The organism is Humibacter ginsenosidimutans, assembly GCF_007859675.1.
In the GTDB taxonomy this organism is placed as follows: domain Bacteria; phylum Actinomycetota; class Actinomycetes; order Actinomycetales; family Microbacteriaceae; genus Humibacter; species Humibacter ginsenosidimutans.
The window spans coordinates 656028-680521 of the sequence record NZ_CP042305.1; the positions used below are offsets into that span (position 1 = coordinate 656028).

Below are 24494 nucleotides of genomic sequence, written 5' to 3' on the forward strand. Positions count from 1 at the left end.
CACCTCAAGGAGATACGAACCAATGGCACTTTCCCGTGAAGAAGTCCTGGCCGGCCTGGCCGAGCTCATCAACGACGAGACGGGCATCGCGACCGACACTGTCGAGTACGAGAAGTCCTTCACAGACGACCTCGACATCGACTCGATCTCGATGATGACCATCGTCGTGAACGCCGAGGACAAGTTCGACGTGAAGATCCCCGACGAGGAGGTCAAGAACCTCAAGACCGTCGGCGACGCCGTCGACTTCATCGTCAACGCTCAGGCGTGAACCCCGCCGGTGCGGCCATCGCGGCCGCACCGGCCCACATTCTTTTCACTCAGCACCGCATCCGCGCTTCAGTGCGCCCTAAGTTCGGAAACACATGAGCAAGAAGATCGTCATCACCGGCATCGGAGCCAGCACGCCCATCGGCGGCACCGCAGTCGACAGCTGGAACGCTCTCATGGCCGGCGAATCCGGAACGCACACCCTCACGCACGAGTGGGTGGCCACGTACGAGCTGCCCGTGAAGTTCGCGGCCGAGGCGAAGGTGCGCCCGGAGGAGGTGCTCGAACGCCCCGTCGCGAAGAGGCTCGACCCCGTGTCGCAGTTCGCCCTCGTCTCGGCGCTGGAGGCGTGGGCGGACGCCGGCTCGCCCGAAGTCGACCCCGACCGGCTCGGCGTCGACTTCGCGACCGGCATCGGCGGCATGTGGACGCTGCTGGATGCCTGGGACACGCTGCGCGAGCGCGGCCCGCGCCGCGTCATGCCGCTGACGGTGCCGATGCTCATGCCCAATGCACCCGCCGCGGCCATCTCGATGCACTTCCACGCCCGCGCCTTCGCGCGCACCGTGGCATCCGCCTGCGCATCGAGCACGGAATCGCTCGCGAACGCCTACGACCACCTGCAGGCCGGCCTCGCCGACGTCGTGATCGCCGGCGGCTCCGAGTCGGCAGTGCACCCCATCACCATGGCGGCATTCGCGTCGGCACAGGCCATGTCGAAGCGCAACGACGACCCGGAGCACGCGTCCCGGCCCTACAGCATCGACCGCGACGGATTCGTCATGGGCGAGGGCGCCGCCAGCCTGGTGCTGGAGACCGAAGAGCACGCCCTCGCGCGCGGCGCCCGCATCTACGCGGAACTGGCCGGCGGCGGCGTGACGGCCGATGCGTACCACATCACCGCGAACGACCCAGAGGGCAAGGGCGCCATGCGCGCCCTCACGGCCGCGCTCGCGCAGGCGGGGGCGACTCCCGACGAGGTCACTCACATCAACGCGCACGCGACGAGCACCCCGGTGGGCGACATCGCCGAGTACGTCGCGTTGCGCAACGTCTTCGGCGATCGGGTGGACTCGATCCCGGTGTCGGCGACGAAGGCCTCCACCGGTCACCTGCTGGGCGGGACCGGCGCCCTCGAGGCGCTGTTCACCGTGCTCGCGATCCGCAACCGCGTCGCTCCCCCGACGATCAACATCACGACGCAGGATCCGGAGATTCCGTTGTCGGTGTCGGGTGAGGCCCAGCCGTTGCCCGAAGGACCGCAACTGGCCGTGTCGAACTCGTTCGGGTTCGGCGGACACAATGCCGTCGTCGCGATCCGCAGCGTCGACTGACGACAACGCGGCCGACCCCACGTCTGACGTGAGCGGCGCCGGCACGGATCTTCATCGATCCGTCCCGGCGCCGTCGTCATTCCCCTGTGTGCCGCCCCTTGTTCCTCAGCGGGCCCGCTTCGCGTTCGCAGCGGCCGGGAATCGACCTCCGGTCACCGCTAGTTGCGCCGCGGGCCCGCTCGGAACCTCTCGCGTGTCATCCGACCTTGTGCAGCCAGATGACCGGTGCGTCGTCGCTCGCGTGCCGAAACGGCTCGAGCTCGTCGTCCCATGCCTGTCCGAGCGCGAGTTTCAGCTCCCGCTCGAGTTCCGACGCGTTCGCTCCTGCGACCTCCATCGCGTAACGCACCCTGTCTTCGGGGACGACCATGTTGCCCGACGTGTCCGTCTGGGCGTGGAAGATTCCGAGCGACGGCGTGTGGATCCAGCGGCCTCCGTCCGTGCCGAGGCCGGCATCCTCTGTGACCTCGAACCGGAGGTGCTGCCAACCCAGGAGCGAGGAGGCGATGCGCGCCGCCGTGCCCCGTTCGCCCTCCCAGTAGAACTCCGCCCGGCGGGCGCCGGGCAGCACGGGCTGCTCCTGCCACTGGAAGTTGACGGGACGCTGCAGAGCACGCCCGGCCGACCATTCGACATGGGGGCAGAGCGCACGAGGAGAGGAGTGCACGTAGAGCACTCCTCGAGCCTGTATTGACGCCATGGTGTCCTCCGTTCGACGTGGTGCGTCTTCCCCTACGACCACGGAACGTCGTCACGCCATGAGCGGCGTCGCCGACAACTGCCGACCGATGCATTATCCCCCGATGAACGCGGGAATCACAAGGCATCCGGCGCGTGGCGTTCGCCGCGATCCGAACGCGCGTCGAATGCGCCCCGCGCCGATCGACGTCTTCATGACGCTGCTGGGGCCTGAACGGAATGGGCGGGGACGACGAATGAAGTACATGCTGTTACTGCGGGCATCCGGATGCCGCGCACTCGACCCAGGTACGCGAGAGGAACGGCGCATGGCGATGGCGGCCTTCAGCGAACACCTCGTGCGCGCGGGTGTGATGCTGGCAGACGGGGCGGTCGCCGCCCACGACACGGAGGCGCGCGTGTGGTTCGACGGGGACGACAGAAGCGTCGTCGCCGCAGGCGACGACGACATCGACGAGGATGCATTGCGCGGATTCTGGATTCTGCAGGTCGACTCGCAGAGGGAGGCGCTCGAGTGGGCGAGGCGCATTCCGGCGACGGACGGGTGCGCGCAGCTTCACCGCATCCTGGACGCCGGAGGGGAGCCCGCGACATGACAGACGAGGTGCAGCGGCCGGGGACCGGCACGCAAGCCGTCGTGAGTGAGGACGTCGCACGATCGATTGAGACGGTGTGGCGGCTCGAAGCCGCGAAGGTCGTCGCGACTCTCACCAGGATGGTCGGCGACCTGGGGCGTGCGGAAGACCTCGCACAGGACGCCCTGGTCGAGGCCATGCAGTCGTGGCCGCGCACGGGCATCCCGCGCAATCCTGCGGCATGGCTGACCTCGGTGGGCAAACGTCGTGCCATCGACGCGTGGCGCAGGGACGAGCGCGCCGCTGAGAAGTACGCGCTGATCGCCGCGGCCGATACCGGGACCGAGGACCGACCTGAACCCGACGAGGAGCGCATCGACGACGATCTGCTGCGACTGGTGTTCATCTGCTGTCACCCGGTCTTGCCGCAGCCGTCGCGCGTCGCCCTTGCGCTGCGCGTCTTGTGCGGGCTCTCCACGGAGGAGATCGCTCGTGCCTATCTGGTTCCTCCTGCCACGATCGGGCAGCGGATCACCAGAGCCAAACGCTCCCTGGCCGCCGCCGGAGTGCCGTTCGAGGTGCCGGAGCGCGCCGAGTTCGACGAGCGGCTCGCCTCCGTGCTGGAAGTGGTCTACCTGGTCTTCAACGAGGGCTACGCGGCGACGGCGGGCGACGAGTGGATGCGTCCGGTGCTGGCCGAGGACGCGATGCGGCTCGGCCGTGTGCTCGCGGAGCTGGTGCCGGATCGTGCAGAGGCGCACGCCCTCGTCGCACTGATGGAGTTGCACGCCTCACGGTTCGCCGCCAGACGCGGACCCGACGGCGCCGCCGTGCCGCTCGCCGCCCAGGATCGCTCGCGGTGGGACCGGCTGCTCATCGCGCACGGCCTCGAGGCGCTGCGGCGAGCCGACGCGCTCGGCGGAGAGCGCGGTCCCTACGCGCTGCAGGCCGCCATCGCCGCCTGCCACGTGCGCGCCCTGACCGTCGAGGACACCGACTGGGAGCAGATCGCCGCGCTGTACGACGCGCTGAGCGAACGGATGCCTTCCCCCGTCGTCGAGCTGAACCGCGCGGTCGCCGTGGGCATGGCCTATGGGCCGGAGGCCGGGCTCGAGGCGCTGGAGCCCTTGCGGTCCGTCAAGGAAATGAAGGGATATGCCCTGCTGCCGGCCGTGCGCGGTGACCTGCTGGAGCGCATGGGCCTGCTGGCGGAAGCACGCGAGCAGTTCCTTGCTGCGGCATCCCTCACCGCCAACGAACGGGAGCGAGACGAACTGGTGCGGCGGGCGGCCGGAGCCGACCCCCTGGGCGGGGGCCGAGCATCCTGAGGCCGATCAGAGCTCGTGCAGCAGTGTGCCGTCCTTCTTCAGCACGTTCTTCTCGCCCGCCTCGATGGGCACGGAGAAGCGGTTCTGCTTCGGCGGCATCGGGCAGTTGAACGCGTAGCTGAACGCGCAGGGCGGCAGGATCGCCCGATTGAAGTCGAGCGTGATGGTTCCGTCGGCGTTCGGCGCGACGAAGAGGAATCGGCCGACGGAATAGGTGGCATCACCGCTGGTGGCGTCCGAGAACACGAGCTGGAGTGCACGACCCGCCTTGAACGCTGCGAGGTTGTAGTCGACGCCGTCTTTGCTGAACGTGATCTCCCCCGGCACGGCGAGCTCGCGGGTGGCGCCCTCGTCTTTGATGTGCTCGAATCCGACGGTGAGTCCCTCGACCGGAGTGAAGGCCGCCTGGACGACCCATTCGGGGTTGTACGGATAGGCGTCGATCGAGCCGAACTCCTTGATGCCCTCGGACTGCGTGTCCCAGACCCGCAGCGCGTACTCCCCCGCTTCGTTCGCGATCACCGTGCCGCTCACCGTGTCGCCGAACGTGATGGTGCTCGGAGCGTCGCTGTCCTTGCCGTGCGCGACGGCCTCGCCGTCGACCGGAACACCGTCGATCGAGACCCCGTCGGCGGCGGATGCCGTCACCTTCAGGCCCGACTCACCAGCAGGGAGCGGCGCCCAGAGACCTGCTGCGCCCCACACCGGCTGCGGCGCGGCATCGGTGATCCACTGCGTGTTCACAAGCGCGAGGCTGCCGGTCGGCTGCACCACGGAGAGTTCGCGGCGGGAGTGGAAGGTGGCCAGCAACTCGGCCGGATCGGTCACGGGGGCGGCGGTGGTGTCGGTCATCCCTCTATCCTGCGACATGGGACGCGTGAGCGGTGGCCGGTGGCGTAGCGCGTCGCCGGCCGTCACTTCGCCTGGTCGTAGCTGTCGATGACAGCCACCGTGAGCGGGAACTCGACGGGGAAGTCGCCGAACAGGAGACGCCCCGCCGCGGCGGCGGACTCGCGCACCGCGACGGCGGCCTCGTCGGCCAGCGGCTCGGGAGCGTGCACGACCACCTCGTCGTGCAGAAAGTAGACCAGGTGCGGGCTGCGCTCGAACGGCGCACCCGCACGGCCGGCCGGCCCGCCCTGCATCGCCGCGAGCCGATTGCGCAGCTCGGCCATCCAGCACAGCGCCCATTCTGCGGCGGTGCCCTGTACGACGAAGTTGCGTGTGAACCTGCCCCAGTCGCGAGCCCGGGAGCGAGCGCGACGCTCCTGTTCCGGCGTCGCCTCGGGAAGCGCGGCCGCATGCTGCTGCGTGAGCCAGTCCTGCGAGGGCGGCGGCGATGTGCGCCCGAGCAGGGTGCTGACGACGCCCCCGCGCTCACCCGTGTCCGCCGCCGTGGAGACGAGCGAGACCGCCCGCGGAAAGGCTCTCGCGAGGCGAGGGAGCACGCGCGCGCCGTCGCCTGTTGTTCCCCCGTACATGGCGGCGAGCATCCCGACCTTCGCGTGCTGCCGGGTGTCGACGACTCCGGAGGCGACCAGGCCGTCGTAGAGGTCGCGGCCGCGGCCCGCGGCGGCCATGCGCTCGTCGTGCGCGAGGCCCGCGAGGATGCGCGGCTCGAGCTGTGCGGCATCCGCGACCACCAGCTTCCAGCCGGGGTCGGCGACCACCGCCGCGCGCACCTGCTTCGGCAGCTGAAGTGCGCCACCACCGCTCGTGGCCCATCTGCCGGTGACGACGCCGCCTGGCACGTAGTCGGGACGGAACCGGCCGTCGTGCACCCAGGCATCCAGCCAGGCCCAGCCGTTGGCGGTGTAGAGGCGGGAGAGCTTCTTGTACTCGAGCACGGCAGGCATGGCCGGGTGGTCGATCTCGCGCAGCTCCCAGGCCCGCGCAGAGCTCACGCCGAGGCCCGCCCTCTGCAGCGCCTTGACCAGCTCTGCCGGCGAATCCGGATTAAGCGTCGGGGCCTCGAGCAGGCGGCGGATGGTCAGTGCGAGCTCCTCCATGCGCGTCGGCCTCGTGCCGGACGGACCGCGTTGCCCGAGTTCACGGGTCAGCAGCCGCTCGTGCACGTCGGCACGCCACGGGAGCCCGGCGTGCTGCATCTCGGCCGCGACGAGGGATCCGGCGGACTCGGCCGCGAGCAGCAACCGCAGCCGGGATGCCGCTCCACGGTCGCCGAGATCGCCGACGGCCTGCTCCTGCAGGTGCCACTCGTCCACCTCGTCGGTCTCAGCTTCGGCCGCGATCGAGACGGCGGCGTCGTCGAAGCTGAACAGCGCGGGCCCACTGTCGGGATCGGCTTCGCGTCCCGCAGCAGCGACGTCGGCCGGCCATGGTGCAGGCGAGCCGTGGATGCTCGTGCCCGCCGTCGCCCCCGAACCGCGCAGGATCGTGCCGCAGAGCGCGAGGTCGACGCAGCGCTCGACCCGCACCCCCTCCGCAAGCAAGTTCGGGTACCACGTGCGGGAGCTGCGCCACACCCAGCGCGGTCGGTCCTTTTCGGCGGTGCGCACGTACTCCGGCCAGCAGGATCGCTCGACGAGCCGATCGCCGCTTGCATCGCCGGCCGGAGGTTCTTCGCGGACGCGCACCACGGCATCCCGTGCGGACGAGATCACGGGGTACCGGGACGGGGGCGGCGACACCGGAGACTCGGCCATGGTTCCCTTGATCGGAGCACATCTGATCGACAGATCGAAACTGTCTTCGATGCTACCGTGTGGGAGCCGTCTCCTTGCGCTGTGGCCGAAGGACCGCCATCGCATCGCGCATCGTCAGCCCGGGAAGGTATGCCCGAAGGAGCGCCAGGCCGATCGCTGGAAGCGACACGGGATCGGGATAGGCCATCAGGAGCGGCCTGAGCTCCGGCTGGAACTTGCGCTTGAAGGCGAGCAGTGAACGGAACCCGTACATCGACTCCAGCGAGGCGGCCAGCAGCGTGAGCACCGCCTCGACCGTGCTCTCCGGCGAATCCGAGACGGAGGTGCGCGCAAGCGGCGCACCGGAAAGGCTGAGGTACTCGAGGCCGTCGTCGCGGGCACGTTCGGCGGCGCCGGCGATCACGAGCTCCATCACCCCGTTCGGCCCGTCGACACGGCGGCGCATGAAGTCGAGGGTCCAGCCGGTGACCCGCCCGTCGTCGAAAGCGGGCATCCAACTCGTCACGGCCTGCACCCGCTGCTCGGCGTCGCGGGCCAGCAGCAGCGTCACATCGCGGTCGCGGAGCTCGTCGAGGCCACCCAGCGTGAACCCCATCTCCGGCAGGTCCTTCTGCGCGGTCCATTGCTCGGACAGATCGGCGATCTGGGCAGCCGTGGCGTAGGAGAGCTCGTGGTAGTGCGCCCACTCGAGAGTGAGGCCCTCGCGGCGGGCACGGTTGATCGCGGTGCGCACGTCTTGCCACTTCTTGCCGGTCGTGCTCCAGCTCTGCGGCGCGATCACCGCCTCCTCGGCGACCACAAGGCGGTCCCAGCCGAGATCGGTGAAATACGATCCCCAGTCTCCGGCGTCGACGCTGTAGAACACGGGAGTCCAGCCGCGTTCGTCGCAGTGCCGTGCGAAGGCGAGCATGGCGTCCGCGCGGGCATCCCGTCGCCCGAACGCGGAGCCGATGGCGATCGCCACTCCCCCGACCACGCGGTAGCCGACGACTGTCTCTCCGTCGTCGCCGAACCAGTACGACGTCATCGGCCACGTGGTCATGAACGACATGTGGTCGCCGCCGTGCGCCATGAGGATGCGCCGAGCACGCTCCGCGTCGTGCGCGGAGGATGCCGGGCGTGCCAGCAGCGGGGGCACGGCAGCGACGATGGCGATGGTCCAGAACACCGGGCCGAGACCGTGGTAGAGAATGCGACCGGCGAGGCTCGACGGCAGGAAGTCGGGGATCTCCCTGTGCAGGAACTCGACGGGGATGAAGCGCTCGAAGGCGTCGAGCGAGAGTTCGAGGAACGTGACGTGGCGGTCGAACGCCACGTCGCGCAACACCCAGCCGAGCCCGATGTAGAGCCCGATCAGCACGAGCGCACTGCCCACGACGATCAGGCCGTACCTGATCATCGACCGCCTGGACGGCATCACGGTGAAGCTGTGTCTGAACACGAAGAGCAGCACCGCCGTCAGCGCCGGTGCCACCGTCGTGGCCCCGAGGGCGAGGACGATGCCCCACGAGCCGTGGTCGGGGAACCGGCGCTCGCCCGCGATTCCCAGGTGCGGCAGCAGGCCCAGGTAGTACGCGGAGCAGAGCGCGAGCAGCGCGTTCATGCCGATGCCGAGGCCGACGGCGAGCCGGCGTCCCCGCACCAGCCCCCACGCCACGACGAGCAGCATGAGCAGCGGAAGCACGCTGAGCATGATGGGTCCGAACGATCCGATCCGTTCCAGCGTGATCGCCTGAACGCAGGCACGGCTCACCGCGTACACACTGCAGGCGTGAAGGCCCTGCGGGTCCGACGCCGACCCGTTGTCGAGCAGCAGGGCGATCGGCGCCAGAAGGCCACGCGGCCTGGCGGACAGGGCTGCGATGATCGGCCCGATCGCGCCCGTGACGACGACGGAGGCCATGAAGACGCGGATCTCGTGATGCGAGCTGCGTCCCCACTCGCGCGCCCTGTCCATCGGCCGCATCGCGACGCCGAGCGCGAATCCCACGAGCACGGCGAGGGAGCGATACAGATCGACGGGCTCGCCTCGGTAGAGCAGGAACATGAGCACGACGACGGTGGTGAGGACGCGCATCCTTCGCCGGGTGCGAGCGGAGGCGAAGGCGCTCGCCGCCATGATGGCGCCTGCGACGCCGGTGAGCGGGTCGACGATGAGGGTGCTGCGGAACTGCGTGTCCCAGATTCCGCCCGCGTACCCGAGCACGGCCTGCAGCGTGGCACCGAGCACGTCGGCGGCGATCGCCGTGGCGAAGAACGCCAGCACGGTGCGCCACGTGCCCAGCCGCCGTTCACTGAACGCGAGCACCGCGCCTCCGAACAACACGGCGAGCACGAGGGCCAGCACGTCTTTCGCGACGAGCAACGAGGTGATCGGCGACCACCAGTGCCCCCACAGACCGAGCGACGGCAGTCCCGTGCCGAAGGCGTGCAGGGTCCACAGCCGAACGTCGCCGCGAGATCCGAGAAGGATGCTCCCGATCACGACCACGACGAGATAGGCGACGGTGAACGGCACGCGGGCGACGGCATCCAGTGCCCGTCGTACCGTGCCTGCACGTGTCGCGGCGGGTGGTGCATCCCGGGTGATGGGGGTCATTCGTCTCCTGACGGCAGCACACAGGCGTGGACGCGCACTGACAACAACGTTCGCACTCTCCTCGGACGGGGCGGCACGAGTGCATACGCGCTGCCGCCGCTCGATTCTTCTCTTCGTCGCTCCGACGCAGACATGGCTGAACGCCCCCTTCAGACACATGACAGCAAGTGCACATGTCCCGGAACGCGGGCACACAATTGCGCGGTGCTGCCGATGAGCGGGTTCACAGGCGTTCACCGACGACATGCGTCGACGGAGCCGAGCCCTAGGCTGAGAGCATGGCACACCGCGCCGCCGTCATCACCGTCTCCGATCGGTCAAGTGCAGGCACGCGCGCCGACGCGTCGGGGCCGCGCGCCGTGGCGGCGTTACGCGAGGCGGGATTCGACTGCGCGGAGGCGATCATCGTTCCCGACGGCGCCGATGAGGTGGAGCGCACGCTGCGCGGGCTGCTGGCCGACGGCATCCGCGTCGTCGTGACGACGGGAGGCACCGGCATCGCTCCGCGGGACAGAACACCGGAGGGCACGGCGCGCGTGCTCACCCTTGAACTTCCCGGGATCGCGGACGAGCTGCGGCGGCGGGCGACCGTCCAGAAGCCGGCGGGGATGCTGTCGCGCGGCCTTGCCGGGATCGCGGGCGACGCCCTCGTGGTGAACCTTCCCGGCTCACCGGCGGCCGTCGACGACGGGATGCCCGTGATCGTCTCCATCGCACCGCACGTGCTCGCCCAGCTCGGCGGGGAGGATCATCGATGACGGTGGCACTGGCGCGCATCTCCGCCGAGCCGCTCTCGTTCGCCGACCACGTGACGGCGGTCGACGATGCCCGCATGGGTGCCGAGGCCAGCTTCGTCGGAAGGGTGCGCGATCACGACCCGGACGCGGCGACGCCCGTGGTCGCGCTCGAGTACACGGCGCATCCCGATGCAGAAGCGGCGTTGCTGGCGCTCGCTGAGCGTGCCGTCGGCGACACCGGTGCGTGTGTGGCGGTCAGCCACCGCATCGGACGGCTCGCGGTGGGTGAGACCGCTGTGATCGTCGTTGCGGCGGCCGCGCACCGCGCGGAGGCCTTCGACGTGTGCCGCGCCCTCGTGGAGGCGCTCAAGCACGAGCTGCCGATCTGGAAACGGCAGGTGGAGGCGGACGGCACGACCGAGTGGAAGGGACTCGGCGGCTGAGGCGTAGGGCGCTTCATCCGCCCGCGAACGGCGGGAGCACGTCGACCGTGCCGCCGTCGGGCAGCGGTTCCGAGTCATCCACCCGTGACCCGTCTAGCAGCACCGAACACCGTGGCAGGAGCGCGGCGAGCGCGGGATGCTCCGCACCGAGCTCCGCGCGCAGCGCCGCCAGATCAGGCGCGACGCTCGTCAGCTGCGGCGCTCCGGCGGCGTCCTCCGCCGCGGCGAAGAACCGCACGGTGACCGTCATGCGGTCCAGCCGGCGGCGAGCTGCGAGACCTCGGCGACGGTGTCCCGCACCTGCTGCGGGGTGCCGCCAGCCCGACCGGCGACCAGGCCGGCCACGAAAGCGCTGAACGGCGCCGCGGGACGTGCCACGCCATCCGCCACGTCTTTCGCGAGGTCGAGGATGAGGGCGATCGGAACGTCCTCCGCCGCAAGGTCGAAGTGTTCTCTCAGCGCGTCGGCCCAGTGGTCGAGGGCTTCGGGAGGCAGTCGGTCGCTCATGATGCGCCTTTCGTGATTCTGTCGTAGTCGTCCCAGGTGTCGATGTCGTCGGTCGCATCCGCGTCCGCGTCGATGGTCACGATCTCGAGCCCCGAGAGCAGTGCCCGCATCGACTGATCTCGTCCCTGATCGGCAAGGGATGCCGCGGCCCGGCGCAGCGCATCGGTGCGATACACGGCGGTGAGCCACTGCGCCCTGCCCGTGGCGTCGGTGAGGCAGAGGCCGTCCGGCGGGTCGACCTCGTCGACGTGGTCGGCGAGTGCCCGGACGAGCGAGGCGACCGCCAGCTCGGGGAACGGGAGGTCGCAGGCGAGCACGAGCATCCACTCCGGGCGGGACGGCACGCCGGCGTCCAACGCGGTCACGACCGCCGCCGCCGGTCCGGAGAACGGCGGGTACTCCCTCGCCCAGCGCAGCGGTGGCGTGTCGGGCCCTCCGCTGTCGTCGGGTCTCGGTCCCACTGCGACGATCGGCGAACAGCCGAGGCGGGAGCCGGCGGCGAGCGCACGGTCGAACATGGTGCTGCCGTTCACCGGCAGGCGGGTCTTGTCGACACCGCCCATGCGGGAGGCGCGGCCGCCGGCGAGCAGGATGGCGCCCATCGACGGCAGAGCGGCCGGTGTCGGCTCGTCGGTGACGCGCGCGTTCATGACCGGATCGGTGGTTCTTCGCCGTCCCGCACCCAGTCGCCGGAGCGGCCGCCGGACTTCGCGACGACACGGGCGTCGGTGATGACGGTGGAGCGGTCGATGCCCTTCACCATGTCGACCACGGCGAGCGCCGCGACCGAGACGGCGGTCAGGGCCTCCATCTCGACTCCGGTTCGGTCCGCCGTGCGCACGGTGGCCTCGATCTGCACACCGGTGTCCACGATGCTGAGGTCGACGACGACGCCGTGCACGCCGATCACGTGTGCGAGCGGCAGCAGCTCGGGGGTGCGCTTGGCTGCGGCGATTCCCGCGATGCGTGCGACGGCCAAGACGTCGCCCTTGGGCACCGTGCCATCGTGCAGTGCGGCGACCACGTGCGCCGCACAGCGAACGGAGGCGCGCGCCGTCGCGGAGCGCACGGTGGGCTGCTTCTGCGTGACGTCGACCATGCGCGCGTTGCCGGCGGCATCCAGGTGCGTGAAGGTCATGTCACCAGCATGACATCGACGACATCGCCGGGGACGATCTTCTCGACCTCGGCGGGGATGACCGCGTAGGCGTCGGCGCGGCCGAGGCTGGCGGCCAGATGAGAGGCACCCGACGAGGCGGGGCGAACGCCGTCGTCCCCGATGACGACAGGAAGGTACTGCGCCCGCTCCGGCGGCGTGCGCCAGCCCTCCGCGGCAGGCAGGCGCACCGTGCGCCGCGTGAGTTCGGTGCGCCCCTGCATGGCGAGGAGCGCGGGCCGCACGAAGACCTCGAACGACACGGCGGCGCTCACGGGGTTGCCTGGCAGACCGAACAGCAGCGGATGCCCCGCCCCGAACCCCTGGGGTTTGCCCGGCTGCATGGCCACCTTGACGAACGTCATCGGCGCCACGTTCTTCACGACCTCGTAGGCTCCGGCGCTGACACCGCCCGAGGTGATCACGAGGTCCGCTCCGCGTTCGGATGCCTCGTCGAGCGCACGGCGCAGTCCGTCGCCCCCGTCGCCGACGACGGTGCGCAGCACGACCTCGGCGCCCTCGGAGACGCTCAGTGTGGCCAGAAGCACGCCGTTGGATTCCGGGATCTGTCCGCGGAGAAGCGCGGTGCCCGCTGCACGGAGCTCGTCGCCCGTGGAGATCACGGCGACCCTGGGCCGCCGCGTCACAGTCAGCTCGGCGACCCCGGCCGCCTCGGCCGCCGCCAGCTGACGCGCACCGAGAAGAACGCCGGCCCGCAGGATGCGGTCTCGCGCGGCGTGTTCCTCTCCCCGCTTCCGCACACTCGCACCCGCCACGTGAGCCGCCGTCACCTCGACCTGCCCGATGGAGTGCTCGAGGCCACCCGCGGTCTCCTCGAACGGAACGACGGTGTCGGCATCGGTGGGCAGCGGCGCGCCGGTCATGATGCGCGCGGCCTGCCCGAGGTGCACGGCGGGGTCGGCCTGCGTGCCGGCTGGCAGGTCGGCGACGACCTCCAACGCGATCGGATTCTCCGCGCTCGCGCTCGCGATGTCGGCGAAGCGCACGGCGAAGCCGTCCATCGCCGAGTTGTCGAACGGCGGCAGGTCGACGGCCGCACGAACGTCCTCGCGGAGCGTGCGGCCGGCCGCGGCGTCGACGGCCACCGTCATGGTCTCCAGCGTGCGAGTCGCCGCGAGGATCTTCGACAGGTGCTCCTCGACGGGGATCACGCGTGCTCCTTCTGCCTGGCTCTCCAGCCCTTGATCCCGCCGCGCAAGACGACAGCCTCGACGTTCTGCGCCCGCAGCGCGTCGACGGCGAGACGGGCTCGCACGCCGACCTGGCAGACGACGACGATGTCTCGGCCGCGCAGGCCGAGCCGATCGACCACGCCCGAGGCATCCCTCACGACCGCGGCGAACGGCGCCTGGAGTGAGCCCGGGATGCCTTCTGCAGCGAGTTCCCACGCCTCGCGCACGTCGAGCACGACACGGTCGCCCGGCGCGTCGACCTCCGGCGGTCCGGAGGGAGCCGGCAGCGCCGTCTGAGCGGGAGCATCGGAGACGCGGGCGCGCCGCAGCGGGATCTCGCGCTGCGTCCCGGCCAACGCGTCGAGCAGGGCGACCCGGCCCAGCAACGGCCGGCCGAGGCCGGTGACGAGCTTGAGCGCCTCAGAGGCCATCAGCGCGCCCACCTGCATGCACAAGGGGCCGAACACGCCGACGACGGAGCACGCGGGGGCATCCGTGCCCTTCGGGTAGAGGTCGTGCAGGGTGACGGGCTCGATGCCTGCCGGCGGCGCCGACCAGAACACGGTGACCTGACCGGTGTACTCCTGCACCGTGCCCCAGACCGACGGGATGCCGAGCCGCTCGCACGCCGAGGCGACGATCTCGCGGCTGTCGAACGAGTCGGTGCCGTCGATGACCAGAGGGAGGCCGCGCAGCAGCTCGTGCGCGTTGCCTCGCGTGAGCCGATCGGTCACCTGCACGACGCGGGTCTCGGACAGCTCGGCGGCCACTCGCGCCGCGCTCGCCGTCTTCGGGGCGCCGACGTCGTCGCGTCGGTGCATCACCTGCCGGCTGAGATTCGACAGCTCGACGTCGTCGTCGTCGAACACGACAAGCTCGCCCACACCTGCCGCGACCAGTGCGAGCACGACAGGAGAGCCCAGACCGCCGGCACCCACGACCCCGATCCGTGCCGAGGCGATGCGACGTTGCCCCTCCTCGCCGAGGCCCGCGAGAGTGCGGTGACGCGCCACGCGCGCCCGCTCCGCCTTGCTCAGCAGGACGACCGGTTCGGCCAGCGGCGGCAGCGACATGATCCCAGGGTAATTCAGGAGCACCGACAGGCGGACGGCCCACGAGCTGGTCCGTTTCTGCGGAGAAAACAAGACCAATCATCCGCACCTGCGGTGTACGGTGACAGCATGTCGGCTGCGTACAAGATCGCCCAGGCCGCTCGGCTCCTGGGCGTGAGCGACGACACCGTGCGCCGCTGGGTCGAGCAGGGCGTTCTCGAGACCACCGACACGACGCCCGCGGAGATCCCGGGCGAAGCACTCGCTCGGCACGCCGTCGACCTCGCGCGGGCGTCCTTCGATCCCACCGATGTGCTCTCCAGTGCCCGCAACCGCTTCACGGGACTCGTGACGAACGTCATCGTCGACGGCGTCATGGCGCAGGTCGACATCCAATCGGGACCGCATCGCGTCGTCTCTCTGATGAGCGCAGAAGCCGCGCGCGACCTCGGCCTCGAGGTCGGCTCGCTCGCCGTCGCCGTCGTCAAGGCCACGACCGTCATCGTCGAGGTGCCTCGCACCTGACCCGCAAGATCGCCTATCAACCGAGAGGACCAGCATGCGCCGCATTCTCTTCTCCGCCGCAGCCGTCGCCGCGGCCGCACTCCTGCTGAGCGGATGTTCCGGCAGCCCTGCGGCATCCTCGACCGCGACCAGCACTGCGACTGCCGACGCCCTCAGCGGTCAGCTCAGCGTGTCTGCTGCGGCATCGCTGCAGGGTGCCTTCGACGAGGCGATCAAGGAGTTCACCGCCGAGCATCCGAACGTGAAGGTCACGCCGAACTACGACGGCTCGAGCACTCTCGCCACGCAGATCCTCGGCGGCGCCAAGGTGGACGTCTTCGCCTCCGCCGATCAGGCGAACATGCAGAAGGTGACCGATCCGGGATTGGCGTCCGACCCGACGATCTTCGCGCGCAACACGCTCGTCATCGTCGTGCCCAAGGACAATCCGGCGAACATCACGTCGCTGAAGGACCTCGGCGACGCGAAGAACAAGGTCGTGCTGTGCGCGCCCGCCGTTCCGTGCGGTGCCGCAGCGCTCACGCTGCTCAGCAACGAGGGCGTCAAGGTCACCCCGGTGAGCCAGGAGCAGAACGTGACCGCCGTGCTCACCAAGATCGAGAACGACGAGGCCGACGCCGGCCTCGTCTACAAGACCGACGCCAAAACCACCGACAAGGTGAAGACCATCGTTCCCGACGGAGCGAGCAAGGTGATCAACTCCTACCCGATCGTGGCGCTGAAGGATGCCCCGAACACGTCGGCCGCGAAGGCGTTCGTCGCGTTCATCACCGGGCCGAAGGGGCAGAAGATCCTGGCATCGTTCGGCTTCGACAAGCCGTGAACCGACGCGGCTACGCGCCGACCGTCCTGATCGTCCCGGCCGTCGTCGCGATCGCGTTCCTGGTTCTCCCCCTGGCCGCACTCGTCGGCCGGGTGAACTGGGCGACGCTGTGGCAGGACGTCTCTTCGCAGCAGGCCGCCGACGCGCTGCGGCTGTCGGTGACCACGGGACTGATCGCCACCATTCTGTGCCTGCTGCTCGGGGTGCCCCTCGCACTGTTGATCGCCCGATCCGGCGCGCGCACGGCCGCCGTGCTGCGAGCCGTCGTCACGGTGCCGCTCGTGCTCCCGCCCATGGTCGGCGGCCTCGCGCTGCTGTTCCTGTTCGGGCGCACCGGGTGGCTCGGCTTCACCGGGCTGCAGCTGCCCTTCACGACCGCTGCCGTGGTTCTCGCCCAGACGTTCGTCGCGTTGCCGTTCCTCGTGTTGGCCTTGGAGGGTGCGCTGCGAACCTCCGGTGTCGACTACGAGCGTGCTGCCGCCGGCCTCGGGGCCGGGCCGTGGACCATCTTCTGGCGAGTCACGCTGCCGCTGGCGGCTCCAGGACTGATCTCAGGGGTCATCCTCTGCTTCGCCAGGGCCGTCGGCGAGTTCGGCGCCACAGCGTTGTTCGCCGGCAATGCCCCGGGCGTCACCCAGACGATGCCGCTGGCCATCTACACGGCGTTCAACGGGGCGGGAGTGAGCCAGGACGCCGCCGTCGCTCTCTCACTGCTCTTGCTGGTGACGGCGATCGCGGTGCTGTTGCTGGTGCGCGCCTGGCGCCCAGGCAGCGCCACGGAGGGCGTGCGATGAGCGGCGCGGCACTGGCCGCCAGAGTGCGGGTCGATCGGGGCGACTACACGCTCGACGTCGAGGTGCACGCCGGTCCGGGAGAGATCGTCGCCGTGATGGGCCCCTCCGGTGCGGGCAAGTCGACGCTGTTCGGCGCCATCGCCGGGTTCGTTCCGCTCTCCGACGGACACGTGCGCCTGGACGACAAGACCGTGCAGACGGCATCCGGCACGCACGTCGCGCCTCATGATCGCGGCGTGATCCTGCTCGGCCAGGAGGCGCGGCTCTTCCCCCATCTGAGCGCGCGGGAGAACGTGGCATTCGGGCCGCGTGCCCGTCGCACGCCGCGTCGTGCGGCCCGCGAGGATGCCGACGCCTGGCTCGACCGCGTCGGCCTCGGCGCCCTGGGCGGTCGACGCCCGGCACAGCTCTCCGGGGGCCAGCAGCAGCGCGTCGCACTGGCGAGGGCGCTGGCGACGGCTCCGCGCCTGCTGCTGCTGGACGAGCCGCTCACGTCGCTGGACCCGGAGACGGCCGACGGCATCCGCACCCTGATGCGCGAACAGCTGGCGGCGACGTCGACCACGGCGCTCGTGGCCACGCACGCCGCCGTCGACGCGACGGCCCTCGCGAGCAGGCTCGTCGTGGTGGAGCACGGCCGCATCACGCAGACGGGTGCCGTCGAGGAGGTGCTGCGCTCCCCCGCCACGACGTTCGTGGCCGCACTCGCTCCGGGCGCGGCATCGTGGCTCGGCGCTTCCGCCGGGGGGCCATGGCGCGCCCGCGTGCTGTCAGCGGACTCTCTCGCGGACGGCACGCTCGTGAGGCTGCGCACGCCAGACGGCGTCGACGTGGAGTTGCGGATGCCAGGCGACGTCACGCTGCAACCGGGCGCCGAACTCGTGCTCGGGCCGCCGGCATCCTGATGGCCGTGGCCGCCCTACGGTCGCTTCAGCCGTTCCGGGTCGGGTGCGGCCACCGGATCCCATCCGCGCCGGGTGGCGCGTGTGCCGCTGCGATGCTCGTCGCGTGAGCGGTAGACGATGTACGGCCGGAACAGGTACTGCACGGGTGCCGAGAAGACGTGCACGAGTCGCGTGAACGGCCACAGGATGAACAGAGCCGTGGCGCACAGCGCATGGATCTGGAAGAAGATCGGCGCCTGCGCCATCAGCTGCGGCTCCGGCTGGAACAGGATGATGCTGCGCACCCAGGGGCTGATCGTGTCGCGGTAGTTGTACCCGCTGCCGAAGAGCTGATAGGTGAACGTCGCCAGTGTGCCGAACAGCAGCGTCGCACCGAGGAAGACGTACATCACCTTGTCCATGCGCGTGGTGGCGAGGAACACGGGGCCGACGGTGCGACGGCGATAGATGAGGATGGCCAGCCCGGCCAGGGTGAGCACCGCAGCCGCCGTGCCGAGCGCCGTGGCGCCGATGTGGTACATCTCCTCGTTGACGCCGATCGCGAAGAGCCACTCCTGCGGGATGAGGAGACCGACGGCGTGCCCGACCAGCACGCAGAGGATGCCGAAGTGGAACATCGGTGACCCCCAGCGAAGCAGGCGGTTCTCGTAGGTCTGGCTCGATCGGGTGGTCCAGCCGAACTTGTCGTACCGGTAACGCCAGATGTGGCCGACGATGAACACCGCGATCGCGATGTAGGGCAGTGCCACCCAGAGCAGCAGCGACAGCGGGTTCATGCGTGCTCCCTCGACGGCAGCGGCCTAGGGTGAGAAGGGCGGCAGGTCGCCGAGGAAGCTGAGCCCGACGGTCTCAGTCGGCGGCCCCTCGGTGATGAGGTCGAGGTAGCGTTCGCGGGTCGCTTCGTCGATGGCGGGCAGCGAGAGCGTGACCGCACGCACGACATCCGCCCACGGGCTGTTCAGCTGCTCGAGCGCCGCGCGCAGCACCTCGATGCCCTCGCGGTGGCTGGAGAGCAGTGCGCCTGCGATCTCGGAGTCGCTGAGAGCGGAGAACTCGAGCACGGCCGGCAGGTAGTCGGGCAGCTCGTCGGCATCGAACCGCCATCCGGCCGCCTGGTAGGCCTCCAGGATGGTCACCAGCGCCGTGCCCCGCTTGCGCGTGTCTCCGGTGGCGAAGTAGGTCAGGTAGAGGCTGCACTTGCGCTTGAGGTCGAAGGTGACGACGTAGCGCCGGTCCCAGTCGTCGGAGGCGGCGGCCGCCGCCATGAACCGTTCGAGTGGCTCGCGCACGGCGTGGGGCACAGGCGCGATGAGCGTCGCGATCGTCGGCAGCTTGTCGAACCAGGCTGCGTCCGGATAGTCGAGCAGCACGGCAGCGGCCATGTGCACGCGGCGACGCTGATCGTGGGTCAGCGAGAGGGAGTCGAGCCTAGCGGGGAGCCGGCGCCGCGGCGTCACGCGTGACCTCGTCGACGGGGCCATCAGTCGTCGCCTTCCCTGTCCTTGGGCGGGAACAGGCCCTGCGGGGCTCCATTGCCGTCCCAGTTGAGGAGGTTCACGCGACCGGGGGTCGACGGGCGGTCGGCGGTCTGCCGGTTGGCGAGAGCATGGAAGTTCTCGACCGCCACCGGCACCGGCTGACCGCTGGAGGAGCCGAACGGTCCGGCGCCGCCCATGCCGGGCCCGCCGTCGTAGTCGAGCGAGCAGGCCAGCTCATCGAGCTCCCGTGCTCGCTCCGCGTGGGCGGCGGGAATGACATAGCGGTCGTTGTACTTGGCGATCGCGAGCAGTCGGTACATCTCCTCGATCTCGGTGCCCGTCATGCCCACCGACTCCGCGATCGACTCGTCGCGTCCCTCCTCGAGGTTGATGCCTCGCATGTAGGACCGCATCGCGGCGAGCTTGCGCAGCGAGAAGTCCACCGGCGCCGTGTCACCGGCGGTGAACAGCTCCGCGAGGTACTCGATGGGGATGCGCAGCTGGTCGATCGCCGCGAACAGGTTGCGAACATCCTCTCCGTCGTTTCCCGACCCGGTGATGACGTCGACGACCGGCGAGAGCGGCGGGATGTACCAGACCATCGGCATGGTGCGGTACTCGGGGTGCAGCGGCAGAGCCACCTTGTACTGCTTGATCAGCTTGAAGATCGGGCTGTTCTGCGCCGCCTCGATCCAGTCCTCTGCGATGCCGTCGCGCCTGGCCGCCTCGATCACCCCGGGGTCGAACGGGTCGAGGATGACGTCGCGCTGCGCATCCAGCAGATCGTGCTCGTTCTCGACGCTGGCGGCCTTGGCGACGCGGTCGACGTCGTACAGCACGAGCCCGAGGTACCGCAGGCGGCCGACGCACGTCTCGGAGCACACGGTGGGCAGGCCGACCTCGATGCGCGGATAGCACAGCGTGCACTTCTCGGCCTTGCCGGTCTTGTGGTTGAAGTAGACCTTCTTGTACGGGCATCCCGAGACGCACATGCGCCAGCCGCGGCACCTGTCCTGATCGACGAGCACGATGCCGTCTTCGACGCGCTTGTACATGGCGCCCGACGGGCACGATGCGACGCACGACGGGTTGAGGCAGTGCTCGCAGATGCGCGGCAGGTAGAACATGAACGCCTGCTCGAACTCGGCGTTCACCTGCTCGCTCATCTTCTTGAGGATCGGGTCGTCCTGCATGGTGGCCACCGACCCGCCGAGGTCGTCGTCCCAGTTCGCGGACCACGAGATCTTCATGTCCTGACCGGTGAGCAGGCTCTTGGGCCTCGCGACCGGGGTCTGCTCCCCCGCCGGCGAGTTGAGCAGCATGTCGTAGTCGTACGTCCACGGCTCGTAGTAGTCGTGGATCTCAGGCAGGTTCGGGTTGGAGAAGATGTGCGCGAGCTTGTTGAGGCGCCCGCCGCTTCGCAGCTTGAGGCGGCCGCGCTTGGTGCGCACCCAGCCGCCGCCCCACTTCTCCTGGTCTTCGTACGTGCGCGGGTAGCCGACGCCAGGCCGGGTCTCCACGTTGTTGAACCACACGTATTCGACCCCGGTGCGGTTCGTCCACGCCTGCTTGCACGTGACGGAGCACGTGTGGCATCCGATGCACTTGTCGAGGTTCATCACCATCGACATCTGCGCCATGACCTTCATCGGTACTGCACCTCCTGGCTGCGCCGCCGGATCGTGGTGACCTCATCGCGCTGATTGCCGGTCGGTCCGAGATAGTTGAACGCCCAGGCGAGCTGCGCGTAGCCACCGATCAGGTGACTGGGCTTGAGCAGGATGCGCGTGAGCGAGTTGTGGATGCCGCCGCGCAGCCCGCTGGTCTCCGCGATCGGCACATCCACGGTGCGGTCCTTCGCGTGGTACATGTACACCGTGCCCTCCGGCATGCGGTGCGACACGATCGCGCGGGCGACGACGACGCCGTTGCGGTTGTACGCCTCGATCCACTCGTTGTCACGCACGCCGATGACGGCGGCGTCCTTCGGGCTCATCCAGATGGTGGGGCCGCCGCGCGAGAGCGAGAGCATGAAGAGGTTGTCCTGGTACTCGGAGTGGATCGACCACTTGGAGTGCGGTGTGAGGTAGCGCACCGACACCTCCATCTGGCCGTCGGCTCCTGGGCCGGCGATGCGTCTGCGCTCCCCCGGCTTGGCATCGCCGAACAGCCTGTGCAGGTCGAGCGGTGGCCTGTAGATCGGGAGGTTCTCGCCGAGCTCCTCCATCCAGTCGTGGTCGAGGAAGAAGTGCTGGCGGCCGGTCAGCGTGTGCCACGGCTTGAGCTGCTCGACGTTGACGGCGAAGGCCGTGTATCGCCGTCCGCCGTGCTCGGAACCCGACCACTCCGGCGAGGTGATCACGCTGCGAGGCTGCACCTGCACGTCATTGAACGAGATGTGCGTGCCCTCGTGCTCCTCCGCGAGGAAGGCGAGCTTCTGGCCGGTCTTCTTCTCGAGCTCCTCGAAGCCCTGAACGGCGAGCCTGCCGTTGGTGGTGCCTGAGAAGGCCAGCACCATCTCGCAAGCCCGCCGATCGCTGTCGAGCCGCACCCTGCCCGCCATCGGGCCCGACTCGACGACGCCGTTGAGTCGCGCCAGAGCATCGATCTCCTTGTCGGGATGGAAGGTCACGCCCTTCGTGGCCATCCCCAGCTTCTCGCTCAGGGGACCGAGCGTCTTCCACTTGTCGGCGATGGCGGTGTAGTCGCGCTCGACCACGATGAGCTTCGACATCGTGACACCGGGCTTCAGCGGCAGATCCTCGACCCTGCCGTGCGGTGTCGCCATCACGTCGGGCGTGTCGTGCTGCAGCGGGGCGGCCACGATGTCACGCCGCACGCCGAGGTGTGTGCGGGCGAGCCGGCTGAACCATTCGGCGAGAGCGCCGAACGTCTCGAAGTCGGTGCGCGTCTGCCAGGGCGGATCGATCGCGGGCGTGAAGGAGTGCACGAAGGGGTGCATGTCGGTGGACGACAGGTCGTACTTCTCGTACCAGGTGGCCGTCGGCAGCACCACGTCGCTGAAGAGCGTGGTCGAGGTCATGCGGAAGTCGCTGGTGACGAGCAGGTCGAGCTTGCCGATGGGGGCGTCCTCGCGCCAGCGGATGTCACGCGGCCGGGAACCCTCGCCTGTTTCGTCGACGCGGATGGCGGCATCCGTTCCCAGCAGATGCTTCAGGAAGTACTCGTTGCCCTTGCCCGAGGACCCCAGCACGTTCGCGCGCCACATGGTGATGACGCGCGGCCAGTTCTCAGGAGCATCCGGGTCTTCGCAGGCATAGTGCAGCGTGCCGTCCTCGAGGCTGTCGACGATGTGCTGGGCGGGCTCCTTGCCCGCGGCCTCGGCCTCGTCGCACAGGTCGAGCGGGTTGCGGGAGAACGTGGGGTAGCTGGGCATCCAGCCGCGCTTGACCGACTCGACGAGGCAGTCGGCCGTGGTGCGCCCTTCGAAGGTGCCACGCGAGAGCGCCGACGAGAGCTGGTCGGCAGGCAGTCCGTCGTAGCGCCACTGGTCGGTGGCGAGGTACCAGAACGCCGTTCCGATCGCCTGGCGGGGCGGCCTCGTCCAGTCGAGGGCTCCCGCGTACTGGTTGTAGCCGGTGAGCGGGCGCACCTTCTCCTGCCCGACGTAGTGCGCCCAACCGCCGCCGTTCACGCCTTGGCAGCCGCACATCATGGTGAGCGCGAGAAAGGTGCGGTAGATGGTGTCGGAGTGGAACCAGTGGTTGGTGCCCGCGCCCATCAAGATCATGGACCGGCCGCCGCTGCGCTCCGCGTTGTCGGCGAACTCCCGACCGATGCGCTCTGCCTGCTCGGCGGGCACCGAGGTGATCTCCTCCTGCCAGGCCGGGGTGCCCGGGCTGGACGGATCGTCGTAACCGGTCGGCCATTCGCCGGGAAGGCCGTCCCTGCCGACGCCGTACCGCGCCAGCATGAGGTCGAACACCGTCGTCACCATTACATCGGCGACCGTGCGCACCGGAACGCCGCGCACGACCACGCCGGTGCCGCCCGCATGCTCCTGGCCGGGCTCGGGGGCGACGTCGAAACGCGGCAGTGCGATCTCGGCGGATGCCCCGTCCCAGCTTTCGAGGTCGGCCACCGACAGCGGCGGCACGACATCTCCCAGGTCGAGGTTCCACCTGCCTTCGTCTTCGGCCGAGAAACGGTGTCCGAGCGACCCGTTCGGCACCACGACGGTGCCGTCCTGGTGAAACACGGCGGGCTTGAACGCCGCGTGCGCCCCTGTCGCGGCCTCGCCGCCGAGGTCGGCCGCAGCGAGGAACTTGCCTGGAACGAGACGGTCCCCATTGCGCTCGACCGTCACGAGGTAGGGCGCGTCCGTGTAGCGCCGCATGTAGTCCTCGAATCGCGGCGTGCGCCGCTGAACGAAGAACTCGGTGAGGATCACGTGTCCCATCGCGATCGCGAGCGCCGCGTCGGTGCCGGGATGCGGCGCCACCCATTCGTCGGCGAACTTCGTGTTGTCGGTGTAGTCAGGCGAGACGGTGATGACCTTCGTGCCCCGGTACCGCGCCTCGGTCATGAAGTGGGCGTCGGGCGTGCGGGTCACCGGCACGTTGCTGCCCCACATCATGAGGTAGCTCGCGTTCCACCAGTCCGCCGACTCCGGCACATCGGTCTGGTCGCCGAACACCTGCGGGCTGGCCACCGGAAGGTCGGCGTACCAGTCGTAGAACGACAGCATCGTGCCGCCGATGAGGTTGAGGAACCGCGAGCCCGCGCCGTGCGAGATCATCGACATCGCCGGGATCGGAGAGAAGCCGGCCACACGGTCGGGGCCGTACGTCTTCACCGTGTGCACATGTGCGGCGGCGGCGATCTCGAGTGCCTCGTTCCAGGTCGCCCGTACCAGGCCGCCCTTGCCGCGCATCCGCTTGTAGCCGGCGGCGAGCTGCGGGTTCTCCACGATGGAGGCCCAGGCGTCGACGGGATCGGGATGCTGCTGCTTCGCTGCGCGGTAGAGCTGCAGCAGGGCGTCGCGCACGTAGGGATACCGCACACGTGTCGGCGAGTAGGTGTACCAGCTGAAGGCGGCGCCGCGCGGGCATCCACGTGGCTCGTACTCCGGCGAGTCGGGGCCGACGGACGGGTAGTCCGTCTGCTGGGTCTCCCACGTGATGATGCCGTCTTTGACGTACACCTTCCACGAGCACGACCCGGTGCAGTTCACGCCGTGCGTGGAACGCACCACCTTGTCGTGCGACCAGCGGTCGCGGTAGAAGACGTCGCCGTCGCGGCCCCCGGTGAGAAAGAGCGTGCGCAGGTCGGGCGAAACCTCGCCCGGTCGGATGAACTTGCTGAGTTCGAGCAGCGTGTCGGCCAGCGGACCGTCGGTCGCCGGTTCGGTGCGGGTTCGTGAGGCCATGCTTCGTCCTTGTCGTGCTCG

Annotated in this window: 24 protein-coding genes; 10 read left to right on the plus strand and 14 right to left on the minus strand. The window is 69.5% G+C overall.

Annotated elements, in window-relative coordinates; all coding sequences use genetic code 11:
- Positions 1-22: 22 nt before the first annotated feature.
- Together FPZ11_RS03155 and FPZ11_RS03160 are read left to right on the plus strand one after the other, a co-directional pair.
- Positions 23-271, plus strand: a complete 249-nt coding sequence (locus FPZ11_RS03155) for an acyl carrier protein (protein ID WP_146318295.1) — start codon at positions 23-25, stop codon at positions 269-271.
- A 94-nt stretch (positions 272-365) separates the two neighbouring features.
- Positions 366-1604, plus strand: a complete 1239-nt coding sequence (locus FPZ11_RS03160) for a beta-ketoacyl-[acyl-carrier-protein] synthase family protein (RefSeq protein WP_146318297.1) — start codon at positions 366-368, stop codon at positions 1602-1604.
- A gap of 196 nt (positions 1605-1800) precedes the next feature.
- On the opposite strand, the gene FPZ11_RS03165 is transcribed toward FPZ11_RS03160, so the two are convergent.
- Positions 1801-2304, minus strand: coding sequence for a DUF3145 domain-containing protein (locus FPZ11_RS03165; RefSeq protein WP_146318299.1), 504 nt, complete (start codon positions 2302-2304; stop codon positions 1801-1803).
- A gap of 235 nt (positions 2305-2539) precedes the next feature.
- Here FPZ11_RS03165 and FPZ11_RS19155 point away from each other — a divergent pair, with 235 nt between their 5' ends.
- Complete coding sequence (locus FPZ11_RS19155; RefSeq protein ID WP_168203725.1) at positions 2540-2899, plus strand: YciI family protein; 360 nt, start codon at positions 2540-2542, stop codon at positions 2897-2899.
- On the plus strand, positions 2896-4206 hold the full coding sequence (locus tag FPZ11_RS03175) for an RNA polymerase sigma factor (protein ID WP_146318303.1): 1311 nt from the start codon (positions 2896-2898) through the stop codon (positions 4204-4206). The genes FPZ11_RS19155 and FPZ11_RS03175 overlap by 4 nt, the downstream gene beginning before the upstream one ends.
- 6 nt (positions 4207-4212) lie before the next feature.
- Here the strand turns inward: FPZ11_RS03175 and FPZ11_RS03180 are convergent, their stop codons facing one another.
- The 3 genes from FPZ11_RS03180 to FPZ11_RS03190 form a co-directional block, all read right to left on the minus strand.
- A complete protein-coding gene (locus FPZ11_RS03180) occupies positions 4213-5058 on the minus strand; it encodes a DUF1684 domain-containing protein (protein WP_146318305.1) in 846 nt (281 codons plus the stop codon).
- A gap of 62 nt (positions 5059-5120) precedes the next feature.
- Entirely contained in the window at positions 5121-6872 is a 1752-nt protein-coding gene (locus FPZ11_RS03185; protein ID WP_146318307.1) for a bifunctional 3'-5' exonuclease/DNA polymerase, read from the minus strand.
- 52 nt (positions 6873-6924) lie between these two features.
- On the minus strand, positions 6925-9471 hold the full coding sequence (locus tag FPZ11_RS03190; RefSeq protein ID WP_168203726.1) for a DUF2156 domain-containing protein: 2547 nt from the start codon (positions 9469-9471) through the stop codon (positions 6925-6927).
- Between the two features lie 278 nt (positions 9472-9749).
- Between FPZ11_RS03190 and FPZ11_RS03195 the strand changes: the two genes are divergently transcribed.
- Complete coding sequence (locus FPZ11_RS03195) at positions 9750-10229, plus strand: MogA/MoaB family molybdenum cofactor biosynthesis protein (protein ID WP_146318311.1); 480 nt, start codon at positions 9750-9752, stop codon at positions 10227-10229.
- Positions 10226-10651, plus strand: coding sequence for a molybdenum cofactor biosynthesis protein MoaE (locus FPZ11_RS03200; protein WP_146318313.1), 426 nt, complete (start codon positions 10226-10228; stop codon positions 10649-10651). Before FPZ11_RS03195 ends, FPZ11_RS03200 begins: the two co-directional genes overlap by 4 nt.
- 13 nt (positions 10652-10664) lie before the next feature.
- On the opposite strand, the gene FPZ11_RS03205 is transcribed toward FPZ11_RS03200, so the two are convergent.
- Genes FPZ11_RS03205 through FPZ11_RS03230 form a run of 6 tightly spaced genes read right to left on the minus strand, consistent with a single transcriptional unit; the run spans position 10665 to position 14580 of the window.
- The gene (locus FPZ11_RS03205; RefSeq protein WP_146318315.1) at positions 10665-10901 is read right to left on the minus strand and encodes a MoaD/ThiS family protein; all 237 of its coding nucleotides are present in this window, start codon (positions 10899-10901) and stop codon (positions 10665-10667) included.
- Complete coding sequence (locus FPZ11_RS03210) at positions 10898-11158, minus strand: DUF6457 domain-containing protein (RefSeq protein ID WP_146318317.1); 261 nt, start codon at positions 11156-11158, stop codon at positions 10898-10900. Before FPZ11_RS03210 ends, FPZ11_RS03205 begins: the two co-directional genes overlap by 4 nt.
- Positions 11155-11808, minus strand: a complete 654-nt coding sequence (mobA, locus tag FPZ11_RS03215) for a molybdenum cofactor guanylyltransferase (RefSeq protein WP_146318319.1) — start codon at positions 11806-11808, stop codon at positions 11155-11157. The genes FPZ11_RS03210 and mobA overlap by 4 nt, the downstream gene beginning before the upstream one ends.
- Positions 11805-12296 (minus strand): cyclic pyranopterin monophosphate synthase MoaC, encoded by a 492-nt coding sequence (gene moaC / locus FPZ11_RS03220; protein ID WP_146318321.1) that lies wholly within the window; start codon positions 12294-12296, stop codon positions 11805-11807. The genes mobA and moaC overlap by 4 nt, the downstream gene beginning before the upstream one ends.
- On the minus strand, positions 12293-13486 hold the full coding sequence (locus tag FPZ11_RS03225; RefSeq protein WP_146318323.1) for a molybdopterin molybdotransferase MoeA: 1194 nt from the start codon (positions 13484-13486) through the stop codon (positions 12293-12295). Before FPZ11_RS03225 ends, moaC begins: the two co-directional genes overlap by 4 nt.
- Positions 13483-14580: a ThiF family adenylyltransferase gene (locus tag FPZ11_RS03230; RefSeq protein ID WP_146318325.1), complete on the minus strand. Its 1098-nt coding sequence runs from the start codon at positions 14578-14580 to the stop codon at positions 13483-13485. The genes FPZ11_RS03225 and FPZ11_RS03230 overlap by 4 nt, the downstream gene beginning before the upstream one ends.
- Before the next feature lie 108 nt (positions 14581-14688).
- On the opposite strand from FPZ11_RS03230, the gene FPZ11_RS03235 reads away from it, so the two are divergent.
- The 4 genes from FPZ11_RS03235 to FPZ11_RS03250 are packed head-to-tail and all read left to right on the plus strand — an operon-like array spanning position 14689 to position 17606.
- A complete protein-coding gene (locus FPZ11_RS03235; RefSeq protein WP_146318327.1) occupies positions 14689-15084 on the plus strand; it encodes a TOBE domain-containing protein in 396 nt (131 codons plus the stop codon).
- Positions 15085-15118: 34 nt separating this feature from the next.
- A complete protein-coding gene (modA, locus tag FPZ11_RS03240; protein ID WP_146318329.1) occupies positions 15119-15907 on the plus strand; it encodes a molybdate ABC transporter substrate-binding protein in 789 nt (262 codons plus the stop codon).
- Entirely contained in the window at positions 15904-16701 is a 798-nt protein-coding gene (locus FPZ11_RS03245; protein WP_168203727.1) for an ABC transporter permease, read from the plus strand. Before modA ends, FPZ11_RS03245 begins: the two co-directional genes overlap by 4 nt.
- Complete coding sequence (locus FPZ11_RS03250; RefSeq protein WP_146318331.1) at positions 16698-17606, plus strand: ABC transporter ATP-binding protein; 909 nt, start codon at positions 16698-16700, stop codon at positions 17604-17606. The genes FPZ11_RS03245 and FPZ11_RS03250 overlap by 4 nt, the downstream gene beginning before the upstream one ends.
- A gap of 14 nt (positions 17607-17620) precedes the next feature.
- Here FPZ11_RS03250 and narI read toward each other — a convergent pair whose 3' ends face one another.
- The 4 genes from narI to FPZ11_RS03270 are packed head-to-tail and all read right to left on the minus strand — an operon-like array spanning position 17621 to position 24473.
- The gene (narI, locus tag FPZ11_RS03255; RefSeq protein ID WP_146318333.1) at positions 17621-18382 is read right to left on the minus strand and encodes a respiratory nitrate reductase subunit gamma; all 762 of its coding nucleotides are present in this window, start codon (positions 18380-18382) and stop codon (positions 17621-17623) included.
- Positions 18383-18406: 24 nt separating this feature from the next.
- The gene (gene narJ / locus FPZ11_RS03260) at positions 18407-19087 is read right to left on the minus strand and encodes a nitrate reductase molybdenum cofactor assembly chaperone (RefSeq protein WP_146318335.1); all 681 of its coding nucleotides are present in this window, start codon (positions 19085-19087) and stop codon (positions 18407-18409) included.
- Positions 19087-20733, minus strand: a complete 1647-nt coding sequence (narH, locus tag FPZ11_RS03265) for a nitrate reductase subunit beta (RefSeq protein WP_146318337.1) — start codon at positions 20731-20733, stop codon at positions 19087-19089. The genes narJ and narH overlap by 1 nt, the downstream gene beginning before the upstream one ends.
- A complete protein-coding gene (locus FPZ11_RS03270; RefSeq protein WP_146318339.1) occupies positions 20730-24473 on the minus strand; it encodes a nitrate reductase subunit alpha in 3744 nt (1247 codons plus the stop codon). The genes narH and FPZ11_RS03270 overlap by 4 nt, the downstream gene beginning before the upstream one ends.
- Positions 24474-24494: the final 21 nt, after the last annotated feature.